The following is a 13,150-nucleotide window of genomic DNA, read 5'->3' as shown; positions in this document are numbered from 1 at the left end:
CCGCAGCGCGTTCCGGTCCGTGTGGTTGGAACCGGGGGGTTTGGTGGGGGAACGAGGGGTGCCGGCGGGCATGTTGCGGTTCATCGCGCTGCGGGCGTGGGTGTACCGCGCGCTTCTCGGTGCCGCCCTGCTGACCGTGCTGCTGACCACGACCGTGCTGGCCGCGCTCACCGCCTACTCGGGCGCGATAGGCGATGCGGCACTGCGGCGGTCGCTCGCCGAGCAGCGCACCGCTGCCGAGGCCGCTCTGGTGGTCAAGGCCGACGTGCCGGCCGACGAACGCCAGGCGGCCGACGACGCCGTGCGGGCGGGGGCCCGCACCATCTTCGCCGGGCTGCCCGTGCGGGTGCGTACCCTGCTGCGTTCCGGCCCCTACGCCCTGCCGCTCGCGCTGCGGCCGGCCTCCGAGCGGGACGAGAACCCGGACCTCACGCACTTCGCGGCCCTGGATCGCACACAGGTGCGGACCGTCGCGGGGCGGCTCCCCGGTGAGACGGTGACCGCGGGGTCCATCGAGGCCGCACTGCCGCAGAGCGCCGCCCAGCGGCTCGGGGTGGCACCCGGCGCCCGGCTGACCCTCACCGACCGGCTGGGCGGCCCGGCGGTGCGCGTGCTGATCACCGGCGTGTACCGGCCGGTGGAAGTCCGGGCACCCTACTGGCAGTTGGACGACCTGGGCGGCCGCGGCGTGCAGGCGTCGAGCTTCACGACGTACGGTCCCCTGCTCACCGTTGCGGGCGTGCCGGCGTCGGGGCGGGTGAGCGTCGGCGCGTCGGGTTGGCTGGCGTCGGCCGACTACTCCTCGCTGACGACGGAGCGGATCGACGCGCTGCGCGAGGCTGTCCGCTCGGGGAGCGCGGAGCTGCGCAAGCAACCCGCGCTCAGCGGTGCGACCGTAGCGGCCACCGCGTTGCCCGAGGTACTGGACCGCATCGAACGCTCACTGCTCGTCACGCGTTCCAGCATGCTGATCGTCGCTGGTCAGCTCGGACTGCTCGCGGCCTGCGCCCTGTTGCTCGTCGCGCGGTCGCTCAGCTCCGAGCGCATGGCCGAGACCAGGTTGCTCCGTGCGCGCGGTGCCACTCGGGCACGGCTGGCAGGCCTGGCCGCGACGGAGGCCTTGCTGATCTCCGGGCCGGCGGTGGTGGCGGCGCCGCTGTTGTCGGGGCCGTTGACGCGGCTGCTGGTCGGGCAGGGAGCGCTGGGCCGGACCGGGGTGCGCGTCGACGTGCCGGTCGGGGGCCGACCCGAGGTGTGGGCGGTCGCCGCGGGTGTGGCCGCGCTGTGTGCGCTGGCGGTGGCTGTCCCCGCGTGGCGGGCGTCCTTCACGGGCGCCGTCACGGTGCGGGCCGGGGCGCTGCCCGCATCGGTGCGAGCCGGAGCGGATGTCGGGTTGGTCGCCGTGGCCGGTGTCGCTTTCTGGCTGCTGGGAAGCGAGCGCTCCGGTGCTGTCACGACAGACCGTGAGGGGGTCCTCGGCGTCGACCCGCTGCTGGTGGCAGCGCCCGCTCTGGTGCTGCTCGCCGGAACGGTTCTGGTGCTGCGGCTGCTGCCTTCGCTGGCGCGTGTCGGCGAGCGACTTCTGGCCCGCGGGCACGGGCTGACCGCGGCCATGGTCGGCTGGCAGTTCAGTCGCCGACCGATGCGGGGGGCGGGTCCGGTGCTGCTCCTGGTCATCTCCGTGGCGCTGGGCGTGATCGCGATCGGGCAGGGCGCGTCCTGGCAGCGTTCCCAGGCCGACCAGGCCGACTTCCGCGCGGGTGCCGAGGTGCGCGTCGTGACCTCCGGGAGCGGCGGTGTGGGCCGTACAGACGTCTACGCGGACCTCCCGCACGTCGATGCGGTCGCCCCCGCGGTCCGCGGCACCCTGTCGCTCTCCGGCAGCCGCACCGCGACCGTGGTGGCCCTGAACACGGCGGAGGCGGCCGGGGCGGTGCTGGCGCGGCGCGACCTGACGGACGGTCCGCTGCTCGCCGGGCTCGCGCCGCGCGGAGCGCCCGCGGGAATCGAGGTACCGGAGGGCACGGCCCGGCTCACGCTGACCGCTGCCCTGCGCAGCACCACACCGGGGCCGGGCGCGGACGTCACGCTCACGGTGCGGGACCGTTACGGAACCTCCTACGAGATACCGTCCGGCCGCCTCGCCGCCGACGGCCGCCCGCACCCGCTGACCCCTGATCTGAACGGCGCCCGGGGCCCGTTGGCGCTGACCGGGCTCACACTGAGTACGTCGCAGCCGACCGGTCGTGCCCACCGGCACAGCCTGGTCCTCGGCGCGCTCACGGCGACAGCGGGCGACGGTGACGTCCGGCAGTTGACCTTGCCGACGAAGTGGGCGACCGCGGTCGAGGCCGACTCGGTCGCCGTCGCCCCCGACGACAGCGCCCGGCCGACTCGCCCCCGGATCACGTCGACGGCACCCGTGACCATGACGTACAGCACCGGATACCTGCCGCCGGACATCCCGCCGGCCGTCTGGCCGCTGGAGGTCCGGCTGAAGGTCGCCCAGCCCGCGGCGCCCGAGATCGTCGCGGTCGCCACCCCCCGGTTCCTCACCGCGTCCGGTGCGCGCGAAGGCCAGCGCGTGGAGGTGACGTTCGACGGCCGTTCCGTGCCCGTACGCATCGTCCGCACCGCGAGCGCCCTGCCCACGACGGAAACCACCACGCTGAGCGGCGGGGCCCTGCTGGTCGATCTCCGGGCCGTCAACCGGGTACTGCAGGCCCGGTACGGAACCGGCCTTGCGCCCACCGAGTGGTGGTTGCGCACGGCCGCGCCCGGTGCCGCGGCGGCTGCCGTGCGGGCCCTGCCGGACGTCGAACCGGAGCAGGTGGTGGTGCGCGACGAGATAGCGGCCCAGCTGCGCGACGATCCGTTCGGGGCGGCCCCGGAAGCAGCGCTGATCGCGGCGGCCGCGGTGACGGTGCTCTTCGCCTCGCTCGGCTTCGCGGTGAGCGCGGCGGGCGCGATGCGGGTCCGGGACGGCGAGTTCGCCGTGCTGCGCGCCCTGGGGACACCACGCCGTCGGCTGGCCCGGCTGGTCGCCGTGGAGCACGCCGTGCTGGTGGCCCTGGCGCTGCTGGTCGGCACGGCCCTGGGTGCGGTGCTGACGTACGCGCTGGTTCCCCTCGTCGTCCTGACCGGGCAGGCCACCCGGCCGCTCCCGCCGGTGCTGGTCGAACTCCCGCTCCTGCGCCTGGCCACCCTCCTGGCGGCCCTCGCAGCGGGCCCCGCCCTCGTGACCGTGGCCCTCGCACTTCGCCGGGCGAAACCCGTGACGACTCTCAGGGACGAGGTGACGCAGTGACCGCGCAGCCGGTTCCCCCTCAGAGCGGAGGGACGAGGGCGGCGCCGCCGCCCGTACGTGCCGGGGTGTGGGCCCGGCTGAGGGCCTTCGCCGGTACGTCCGTGGCCCTCGCGCTGCTGGTGACGGTGACCGCAACGCTGGCTGCCGCGTACCCGCGTGCCGTCGACCGGTACGGAGACGCAGGGCTGCGCCGGGCGGTCGAGCAGGCCTCTCCCGACCGGACGACCGTGCAGGTGGACGCCCCTCCACCCTGGACGGACACGGCCAAGGAGATGGAGGCTGCCCTGCGCACCGGTCCGCTGGCCGCGGCGCGGGCCGAGGTTCTCGCCACCACGAGGGCGCCGCTGGTTCCCGACCCCGCGCAGTCGTCGTACGGCGTGCGCACGACCGTCGGCATGGAGGCGTCCGACCCCTGGCTCCCCCGGCCCGCCGGCCTGCCCGCCCAACTGGTACTCGCCGCTCAGCAGGACCTGGCCTCCCACGCCCGGCTCAGCGCGGGCCGGTTGCCAAGCACCGAGGGCGAAACGGTGACCGCGACGACCGCGCAGGTCGAGGCCGCCGTCACCATGGACACCGCCCGCACGCTCGACATCCGGGTGGGCTCGGTGCTCCACCTGCCGGGCTCGGGCCGCGCCCCGCTCGCCGTCCGGGTCACCGGGATCGTCGTCCCGCGCACCCCCACGGGCGCCTACTGGTCGGCACTGCCGGTGCTGCGCACCCCCGCGCTGAGCCGCCTGCCCGGCAGCCAGCTGTCGGAGGTCTACTGGCTCGGCGGCCTGCTCCTCGCCCCCGAAGCCGGCCCGGCCCTCCTGAGCACCCCCGGCCGCCCACTCCGGTACTGGCAGGTGGCCCCCGACGTCGCCACCCTGCGCGGCCACGATCTCGACCGTCTGGCGTCCGCCGTCGCCGCCTTCGAGTCGGGCCCGGGAGTGCAGCGCCTGCGGGCGGTCGTCGACCCGCGCCTGGAGATCCAGACCAGTCTCGACGAGGTCCTCGCAGACCATTCCGGACTACGGTCGGGGATCGACCCGCTGCTTGTCCTCGCCGCCGTCGGGACCGGCAGCCTCGCCGTGATCGTCCTGGCCATGGCCGCCGGCGTGGCTGCCGACCGCCGACGTGCGGAGCTGGCTCTGCTGCGTGCCCGCGGCGCCTCGCTGTCCGGTCTCGCCGGTCGGCTGCTGGCGGAGACGGCGGTGGTCGCCGTGCCGGCCGGCGCTCTCGGACTGACCGCCGCCCTGCTCGTCCTGCCCGGTGCCCGCAGCGCGCCCGCCGTCGCCGCCGCCCTCGCCGTCACCCTGTTCGCCTGCGTCGCGCTACCACTGCGCGGCGTGGTGGCGCACCGCACGGTACGGATGCACGACGGCCGGGAGGATCTGGCTTCCGCCCGGCCGTCGCGGCGCCGTACGGTGGCCGAACTGACCGTGTTGGTCATCGCGTCGGGTGCGGTCGTCGCACTGCGCCGACAGGGATCCGGCAGCACCGGTCTGGTGGCCGCCGCCCCGCTGCTGACGGGCGTGGTCGCGGCGCTGCTCCTGGCACGCCTCCACCCCCTGCCGCTGCGTGCGCTGAGCAAGGCGACCACTCGAATGCGCGGCCCGGTGATTCCGCTGTCGCTGGCCCATGTGGCCCGCGCCCCCGGCTTCGCGGTGCTGCCGCTGCTCGCCCTGCTCACCGCCCTGACCACGGCCGCGTTCGGCGGCTCGGTCCTGGCAGGGGTCACAGCAGCCCGCGATCAGGCCGCGCTCCTCGCCGTCGGCGCCGACGGCCGCATCGAGACGACCACCGGTGAACTCCCTCAAGCCCTGCCCGACCGCGTCCGCCGGCTGTCCGGCGTACGGGACATGACGGAAGCGAGTGTCATCAACGAGGCGAAGCCGCAACAGGGAAGTCAGCCGATACCACTGGCCGGTGTGGACCCCGACGCATATGCGCACCTGGCGCACCACACGGGCCTGGGGCCGTTCGACGCGGCGAGCCTGAGGCAGGAGGACGCCGATACGACGGCCAGCGCCGACCGGCCTCTGCCCGCGCTGGCCTCACCTCGCGTGGCCGAGGAGTACGGCACCGACCCCTACCCCGTCCTGCTCCCGGACGGCACCTCCGTCACCGTCCGGATCGTCCTGATCCGGGCGCGCACTCCGGCCGTGATCGGTGACGACTTCCTGATCGTGGACCGTGCCGCTCTTCCCCGCGGCGTGGCGCGTACGACGACCCTGCTGCTGACCGGTGACGCCCTGAACGGCAGGGCGCTGCGCTCGGCGACGGAAGGCACAGCGACAGCCGTCCGGCTGCGCATCGAGGAACGCGCGCGGCACGTCGACTCACCGCTGCAGTCCGGCGCGGAACGCCTGTACGGTGTCGCGGTCGCCGCGAGCGCCGGATACGCGATCCTCGCCCTCCTGCTGACCGTGCTGCGCACCGCGCCCGAACGCAGCGCCCTGCTCGCCCGGTTGCGCACGATGGGAATGAGCCGGTCCCAGGGCCGCCGACTACTGATCCTCACTGCCCTCCCGCAGGCGTTGCTGGCCGCGGCGGGCGGTCTGCTGACCGGCTGGGCCGGCATTCACCTGCTGTCGCCCGGCGTCGACCTCACGGCCATCGCCCTGGCCTCCCCGTCCGCCCTCGAGGGCGCCGCGCTGCGCACCGATCCGCTCTCGCTGGCGGTTCCGGCACTCACCGTGCTGCTGCTGGCCGTCGGTGTGCCCACCGGTCAGGCCTGGTGGACCAGCCGACGTGGCTCGGTGCGCGAACTGAGGATGGGTGACGACTAGACAGTGAACAGAACCTCGAGACCAAGCCCCCTCCGGCACCGGCCCGTATCCCTCTGTCCGCCCAGGAGCAGCCGATGACCAGCAGCCCGACCTTCCACGAGCTCACCGACCGTGCCCTCGCCGCGCGCGACGCCGCCGTCTACGGTCACGACGCCCTGATCACCTGCGACCGGCTGGTACGGATCTTCTCCGCCGACGGCGTGGAGGTCCAGGCACTGCAAGGCCTCGATCTCCTCGTTCGCAAGGGGGAGCTCATGGCCCTGGTCGGTGCCTCCGGCAGCGGCAAGTCCACCCTCATGAACATCCTGGCCGGACTGGACAGACCCACCGCCGGCGTAGCCCGCGTCGCCGACCACGACCTGGTCACGATGTCCGCCAAGGAACGCCTCGCCTACCGCCGCAAGACCGTCGGCTTCGTCTGGCAGCAGACCTCCCGCAATCTCCTGCCCTATCTCACCGCCGCGCAGAACGTCGCCCTGCCCTTGCAGTTGGCCCGCGCACAAGGCCGACGCCGAACCAGGGCCGATCGCGCCATGGAACTCCTCGACCTGCTGGACGTCGCCGAATGCCGCGACCGTCGGCCGCACCAGATGTCAGGCGGCCAGCAGCAGCGCGTCGCCCTCGCGGTCGCCCTCGCCAACGATCCCGCGGTCCTGCTCGCCGACGAGCCCACCGGCGAACTCGACTCCCACACCGCCGAACAGGTCTTCGCCGCGTTCCGCACCGCCAACGAGGAACTGGGGACCACCATCGTGATCGTCACCCACGATCAGTCCGTCGCCGGTGAGGTCCGCCGCACTGTCGCCATCCGGGACGGCCGCACATCGACGGAAGTCCTGCGCCACAGCGAAGTCGACTCCGCCACCGGCCAGGAGAACCTGGTCGCCCGCGAATACGCCATGCTCGACCGGGCTGGCCGCCTCCAGCTCCCCGCCGAGTACACCCGGGTCCTGGGGATGCGCGACCGCGTTGCCCTGGAACTGGAACCCGACCACATCGCCGTCCGCCCGGACGACACACGCAACGACCGTCACGGCCAGGGTTCAGCCGCGGACCAGTCGGGGTGATCCAAACGACTGGCCCTAAAAATCGGTAATCTCTCCGTCCTTCAGCTCCAGCACACGATCCGCAAGGTCAAGAAGTGTTCTGTCATGGGTGGCCACGAGAGCCGTGATCTGTTCGCTGCGGACGACCGCACGCAGCAGTTCCATCACGGAGTGCCCGGTTTCCGCGTCCAACTGGCCGGTCGGCTCGTCGGCGATGAGGATCGAGGGGCTGTTGGCCAAGGCGCGGGCGATGGCGACGCGCTGGCGCTGCCCGCCCGACAACTCGCTCGGGCGCTGCGCGGCCTGGTCCGCGAGCCCCACGAGAGACAGCAGCAGTTCGACGCGCTCCCGCCGCTCGCGCGGGTCCGCCCTTCGCAACCGCAGCGGCACGCCCACATTTTCGGCAGCCGTGAGGATGGGAATGAGTCCGAACGACTGGAAGACGAAGCCGATGCGCTCCCGGCGCAGCGCGAGGAGGGCGTCCTCACCCTGGTCCCGCAGATGCAGCCCGTCGACGGTGACGCGTCCGCTGTCCGGCTCGTCCAGACCACCGACGATGTTGAGCAGGGTGGTCTTGCCCGAGCCCGAGCGTCCCTTGAGTGCGACGAGCTCCCCCCGAGGGACCTCGAAGGAGACGCCACGCAGAGCATGAACGGCGCTGGCGCCTCGACCGTACGACTTGTGCACATCCGCCACCTGCAGCATGGCTGCGGTCACCGCCTGGCCCATCGCGCCCCCGTATGCTCCGCCGATTCCGCGGCGGGCCAGTATCTCACCAGGCACCACAACCGACAAAGCATCGTGTGCGACGGCGCTTCCGTTCCCTTGCGCCGGCCCATCCAGCGAGTGACGGTGGGGCAAAGGAAGCGCCCCTCGGCCTGTCACCCCGCAGCGCTTTCCCTGCCTGCCCGGTGTGCCGCGGCACGCTTCCCCGGTTGTCTCGGCCGTTGCGACGGCCATGCCCTACGGCAGTCGCCAGTCCACCGGCTGCGCACCCTGCTTGACGAGCAGCTCGTTGGCCCGGCTGAACGGCCGTGAGCCGAAGAAACCACGGTCCGCCGACATCGGGGACGGATGGGCCGACTCGATCGCCGGAAGCTCCCCCAGCAGCGGCCGCAGATTACGCGCGTCACGCCCCCACAGGATCGACACCAAGGGCTTGCCCCGTCCGGCCAGCGCCCGGATCGCCTGCTCGGTGACCTCCTCCCACCCCTTGCCCCGGTGCGCGGCGGGGCTGCGCGGTGCCGTCGTCAGCGCCCTGTTCAGCAACAGCACCCCCTGCTCCGTCCACGGCGTCAGATCACCGTTCGACGGCCTGGGCAGCCCCAAGTCGGAGTGCATCTCCCGGAAAATGTTCTCCAGACTGCCCGGCAACGAACGCACCTCGGGCGACACAGCGAAACTCAACCCGATCGCCATCCCCGGCGTGGGATAGGGATCCTGACCGACAATCAGGACACGGACGTCATCGAAGGGCTGCTGGAAAGCCCGCAGGACATTCGCCCCAGCCGGCAGATACGTCCGGCCCGCCGCTATCTCCGCCCGGAGGAAGTCGCCCATCGCAGCGATACGTTCGGCCGCAGGATCCAGAGCCTTCGCCCAGCCCGCTTCAACAAGTTCATGCAAAGGTCGAGGTGCCACAGCGCATCACCCTACTGGGACCCGCCGGGCTCCCGCACGAGCACAGCAGCCCCCGCACACGGACACCGGCTCCGGCGCTACTCTTCCTCCTCATCAAGGCCATCGAGATCAAGGCCATCGAGCCGGTCCAGCAGATCACGCAGCCGGTCACCGGGAAGGAGGGAAGCCCGTTGCACCCAATGATCAAGCCACTCGGCCATCACCATCGCGCCTCGCCACCCCTCGCCACCGAGTACCTACCTCCCGTGAACTCCCGCACACGCGGTGGGTCTGTCGTTCCCGGTCGCGCCCGAGGTGTGTGGGACTGGCGCCTGGCCTGACCGGACACAGGGACGCGGATGACCGAACGCCGCGCATAGTGACCGACATTCGAACCTGAATGACCGACATATGAGCCTGATGCCCGATTGCCGGACAGAAGACGACTCGTCCCTCTGCCGATCAAGTCCGCTCACCACACGGGGACTTGCCGGTCACGCGCGGTTGACCAGCACCGGAACACCCTGGCGGCCGAATCCGTCGCCGCGCGGCCGTGAAGTCATCACGTACCGATCACTTCTGATCCGTACGTAACTCATCAGACAAAAGCGGACGGATACCGCTCACCTGCACCCTCCCCGAACAGGGGAGCCCAATAAGCCAGTAACATGCGGCGCCATGAGCTCCCCCACTGGGCCCGCCGGCCTGCCAGTACGAATGCCGCGCCCCCGCCAGCCGGGCCGGCACCGCCGCCCCGAGCCGCTGGCGGCTCCCGAGGGTGCGCCCGCGCTCGTCCTCGCGGTGCCGGGCGCGCCCAGCCCCGCCACGCGGAGCCTCGCCGAGGAGGTCGTGAGCATCGCCCGCTCCGAGCTCCCCGGCCTCGACGCCCGCATCGGGTACCTCGACGGTGACGACGCGGAGTTCCCCACACTCCAGTCGATGCTCGCGCACGCCGCTCAGGAGCGCACGGCCCGCTACGAGCAGGCCCGCGCCGCCGGTGCGGACGTCAAGCCGCCCGAGGGACCCGTGGCCGTGGTCGTGCCGCTGCTCGCCGGTCCGGACAACGCGCTGCTGCGCCAGGTCCGTCAGGCCGTCATGGAGAGCCGTATCGCGGCCGACCTGACCGATGTCCTCGGCCCGCACCCGCTGCTCGCCGAAGGCCTGCACGTACGGCTGTCCGAGGCGGGCCTCGCGCGCGCCGACCGGGCCCGTCTGTTCACCGTGGCGACCGCCGCGGACGGCATCATCCTGGCCTCCGTGGGCGGCGAGGAGGCCGTTCAGGCGGCCGGTATCACGGGCATGCTGCTCGCCGCGCGCCTCGCCGTGCCGGTGATGGCGGCGGCCCTCGACCAGGAGGGCTCGATCGCGGCCATCGCCGAGCAGCTGCGCGCTTCGGGCTCGCAGAACCTCGCGCTCGCCCCGTATCTGATCGGCCCCGAGATCGACGCCGGTCTGCTGGAGGCCGCGGCCAAGGAAGCGGGCTGCGCCTCCTCCGACGCGCTCGGCCCGTACCCGGCCATCGGCAAGCTGGCGCTGGCCAAGTACACGACGGCACTGGGCATCGCCCCGCAGCAGCCGCAGGGCGCCCCGGTCCGCTGACCCGGACAGCACCCGTACTGCGAAGTACGACGGCCGGAACATCTGGTACGCCGAAGGGCCCGCTCCTTTCCGGGAGCGGGCCCTCGGCGTGTCCGGCCCGTGGGGCGTCCGCTCAGCCGAGGATCACGCAGGACACCGCCGGGACCTCGATCGAACCGGTCCGGCGCGGGATGCCGGTGTCGGGGTCGAGGGCGAACCACGTCACGTCCCCGGAGCGCTCGTTCGCGGTGTACAGGAATCCGTCCGAGGCGGCGAGCGCGCGGGGCCAGTGGCCTCCGCACGGCACCGTGTCCACCAGCCGCAACGCGGCTCCGGCGTCGTCGACGGCGAGCACGGACACGGCGTCCTGGCCGCGCGTCGCGGTCCATACGAAGCGGCCGTCGGGCGAGGCGACGATGCCCGACGGGTAGGCGTCGCCGTCCGGAGCGCCCCGCAGTACCGGTGTCTCGCGCAGGGGCGTCAGGAGGCCCTCTGCGGCGTCCCAGCGGCAGACGGTGACGGTCGGGGCGAGTTCGTTCAGCACGTACGCGTACGAGCCGTCCGGGTGGAAGGCCAGGTGGCGCGGCCCGGAGCCGGGGCGCAGAGCGGTCTCGCGGTGCGGTACGAGGCCGCCGTCGCGCAGTGCGCACACATGTACGGAGTCCGTGCCGAGGTCGACGCCGACGACCCACCGGCCGCTCGGGTCGGGCTGCACCTGGTGGGCGTGCGGCCCCCGCTGCCGGGCCGGGTGCGGGCCCGAACCAGTGTGCTGGAGCACGTCGGACGCGCTGCCGGCGAGGGTGCCGTCGGCGCGAACGGGTACCGCGGTGACGCTGCCGGAGCCGTAGTTGGCGGTCAGTACGTGTCCGGCGAAGAGTCCGAGGTGCGTGGGACCGCTGCCGCCGACCGGCACGGGCGGACCGGCGAGTTCGGGTTTGTCGCCGCTCACCCGATAGGCGGCCACCGCGCCCTGAGCGGTCTCGCTGACCGCGTAGAGCGTGTTCCCGTCGGCGGCGAGGGCGAGATACGACGGGTCGGGTACGTCGTCCGCCGCGCCGAGCACGGTCAGGGCACCGGTGTCGTCGTCCACTGCGGCGACCAGTACCCCTGGGCCACCTGCCGCCGTGAACGAACCGATGAACGCTCGCCGTCGCCCCACTGCCGCCCCCTCTCGGTCACTTGGTCGGTCGGGGCGACGGTACCTCATCGGTCTAGACCAACTGCCCGCGCGTACGAGGAGAACCTCAGGCTCCGACCAACGGCGAACCCGACGGGCCGCGCAGCGGCTTGGCCAGCTCGGCCAGGGCCCGTTCCAGTCCGTGCAGGTGGGCGAGGGCGGGCTCGGTGGCGTGGGACCGGTCCACGGGGGCCGTGACGGAATCGGCGCGGCCCTCCGTGAGCGCCTCCACCACGGTCTCCACGCGCCGACAGGCGGCGGCGAGCCGGACGTCGCTGGAGGCCTCCGGGTCGGCGGCCAAGGCGGCCAGACCGCGGATCTCGCGGGCGCAGTCGTCGAGGAGCGCGAGTACCCGGCGCGCTCGGCGCTTACGAGCGCGGACGGGGTTGAGTGGATGCACGAGCGGCGCGACCGAGACCCGGACACGCCCCAGCAGCAGCTCCAGTTCGGCCACGCGCGGCGCCGGGTCGGGAGACGTGCCGGTGCCGGGCACACCGGCGAGCCGGGCGGCGGCCTCGGCGGTACAGGCGTGGACACAGTGCAGGGCACGCTGGATCCAGGCGTCGGTGGTGGCGTGCGTGGTGATCGGCAGCACGAGGACCACGGCGAGCAGGGCGCCCAGGGCGCCGACACCGGTCTCCGCGAGCCGCACGGTGAGCAGTGCCGGATCGAGGACGCCGAGGAGCCCGTACAGCAGTTCGGCGAGCAGAGTGACCGAGAGCATCATCCACGTGTACGACACGGCGGCCGAGTAGCAGATGCCGAACACGCATACGGCGACGAGCACCCCGGTGGGGACGGCGGCCCCCGCCACCGGGACGGCGACAGCGAGGCCGAGCGCGATGCCGAGCACCGTGCCGAGGATGCGACGGAAGCCGCGGACCAGGGTCTCGCCGCGCGAGGTGGTGTTCACGAAGATCCACCAGGCGGCGCCGACCGCCCAGTACCAGCGGTCCCCGGACACCAGTTGACCCACGACCAGGGCGAAGCCGGCAGCGGCCGTCGCCTGGACGGCCTGACGTGTGGTGACGCGGGCCAGGCCGCGTTCGACGGCCGGGGCGACGGGGGCCGGGGGCGGGGGCGTACGGCGCTCGTAGCACCACAGCCCGAAGCGCACCGCCGAGGCGGTGAGCACGGACAGGACGACGGCGGCGTACAGCTCGGGCAGTTGCTCCGGTCCCGCGTGCAGGAACTGGGCGACGAAGAAGGTCATGAACGCGAAGACGCCCAGGCTGTGGCCGCGCGGGCCCCATCGGCGCGCGTACACGCCGGCGCCGACGACGGTGAGGAGGGCGAGCCCGCGGGCGAGCGGGTGGTCGTGCAGCACGGCAGCGGCGGCGAGGACCGGGAGCCCGACCGCGGGCAGCAGTGCGGTGGTGAGCGCCTGCCCGCGCACCGTGGCATCGGTGACCGTGAACAGGGCGAGCAGCGCGGCGAGTCCGCCGCTCACGGCCCCGGTGAGCGAGTACCCGGCGAGGCCGCAGACGGTGACGGCCAGACCGACGCCGAGCACGGCCCGCCCGGCGAAACGCAGCCGCGCCCGGCCCGGGTCCGGCGCCATGAACACCCTCTTCAGCACTGCTGTCCCGCCCCACTGGAATCGGCATGAAAAAGGCGCCGCGGAGTCCGCAGCGCCATCGACGGGGAACAT

General features: G+C 73.0%; 9 protein-coding genes. 4 read left to right on the top strand and 5 right to left on the bottom strand.

Translation table 11 applies throughout. From position 1 onward, the window contains the following. The first annotated feature begins 70 nt into the window (after window positions 1-70). The 3 genes from OG734_RS43345 to OG734_RS43335 all read left to right on the top strand — a co-directional run bounded on the left by OG734_RS43345 (window position 71) and on the right by OG734_RS43335 (window position 7,145). A complete protein-coding gene (locus OG734_RS43345) occupies window positions 71-3,307 on the top strand; it encodes an FtsX-like permease family protein (RefSeq protein WP_330292860.1) in 3,237 nt (1,078 codons plus the stop codon). Then, window positions 3,304-6,078, top strand: a complete 2,775-nt coding sequence (locus OG734_RS43340; RefSeq protein WP_330292859.1) for an FtsX-like permease family protein — start codon at window positions 3,304-3,306, stop codon at window positions 6,076-6,078. The genes OG734_RS43345 and OG734_RS43340 overlap by 4 nt, the downstream gene beginning before the upstream one ends. Before the next feature lie 74 nt (window positions 6,079-6,152). Next, window positions 6,153-7,145 (top strand): ABC transporter ATP-binding protein, encoded by a 993-nt coding sequence (locus OG734_RS43335; protein WP_330292858.1) that lies wholly within the window; start codon window positions 6,153-6,155, stop codon window positions 7,143-7,145. 15 nt (window positions 7,146-7,160) lie between these two features. Here the strand turns inward: OG734_RS43335 and OG734_RS43330 are convergent, their stop codons facing one another. The 3 genes from OG734_RS43330 to OG734_RS43320 all read right to left on the bottom strand — a co-directional run bounded on the left by OG734_RS43330 (window position 7,161) and on the right by OG734_RS43320 (window position 8,971). Next, window positions 7,161-7,853 carry an ABC transporter ATP-binding protein gene (locus OG734_RS43330; RefSeq protein WP_330292857.1) on the bottom strand — a complete coding sequence of 231 codons (693 nt, stop codon included), beginning with the start codon at window positions 7,851-7,853 and terminating at the stop codon, window positions 7,161-7,163. A 234-nt stretch (window positions 7,854-8,087) separates the two neighbouring features. Then, complete coding sequence (locus OG734_RS43325; RefSeq protein ID WP_330292856.1) at window positions 8,088-8,765, bottom strand: uracil-DNA glycosylase; 678 nt, start codon at window positions 8,763-8,765, stop codon at window positions 8,088-8,090. Window positions 8,766-8,842: 77 nt separating this feature from the next. Continuing rightward, window positions 8,843-8,971 (bottom strand): hypothetical protein, encoded by a 129-nt coding sequence (locus tag OG734_RS43320; protein ID WP_330292855.1) that lies wholly within the window; start codon window positions 8,969-8,971, stop codon window positions 8,843-8,845. Between the two features lie 451 nt (window positions 8,972-9,422). On the opposite strand from OG734_RS43320, the gene OG734_RS43315 reads away from it, so the two are divergent. Continuing rightward, entirely contained in the window at window positions 9,423-10,343 is a 921-nt protein-coding gene (locus OG734_RS43315) for a sirohydrochlorin chelatase (RefSeq protein ID WP_330292854.1), read from the top strand. Window positions 10,344-10,455: 112 nt separating this feature from the next. Here OG734_RS43315 and OG734_RS43310 read toward each other — a convergent pair whose 3' ends face one another. Then, entirely contained in the window at window positions 10,456-11,529 is a 1,074-nt protein-coding gene (locus tag OG734_RS43310; RefSeq protein WP_330292853.1) for a lactonase family protein, read from the bottom strand. 37 nt (window positions 11,530-11,566) lie between these two features. After that, complete coding sequence (locus tag OG734_RS43305) at window positions 11,567-13,078, bottom strand: FUSC family protein (protein WP_330292852.1); 1,512 nt, start codon at window positions 13,076-13,078, stop codon at window positions 11,567-11,569. Between the last annotated feature and the right edge of the window lie 72 nt (window positions 13,079-13,150).

Origin of the sequence: Streptomyces sp. NBC_00576 (genome assembly GCF_036345175.1) — a bacterium.
Classification (GTDB): Bacteria; Actinomycetota; Actinomycetes; order Streptomycetales; family Streptomycetaceae; genus Streptomyces.
This window is presented reverse-complemented; position numbering and strand designations above follow the sequence as displayed.

What these genes read in the sequence shown, in the direction of transcription:
- OG734_RS43320 (WP_330292855.1), bottom strand. Translation starts at nt 8,971, where the DNA reads ATGGTGATGGCCGAGTGGCTTGATCATTGGGTGCAACGGGCTTCCCTC.
- OG734_RS43315 (WP_330292854.1), top strand. Translation starts at nt 9,423, where the DNA reads ATGAGCTCCCCCACTGGGCCCGCCGGCCTGCCAGTACGAATGCCGCGC.
- OG734_RS43310 (WP_330292853.1), bottom strand. Translation starts at nt 11,529, where the DNA reads ATGAGGTACCGTCGCCCCGACCGACCAAGTGACCGAGAGGGGGCGGCA.
- OG734_RS43345 (WP_330292860.1), top strand. Translation starts at nt 71, where the DNA reads ATGTTGCGGTTCATCGCGCTGCGGGCGTGGGTGTACCGCGCGCTTCTC.
- OG734_RS43335 (WP_330292858.1), top strand. Translation starts at nt 6,153, where the DNA reads ATGACCAGCAGCCCGACCTTCCACGAGCTCACCGACCGTGCCCTCGCC.
- OG734_RS43330 (WP_330292857.1), bottom strand. Translation starts at nt 7,853, where the DNA reads ATGGGCCAGGCGGTGACCGCAGCCATGCTGCAGGTGGCGGATGTGCAC.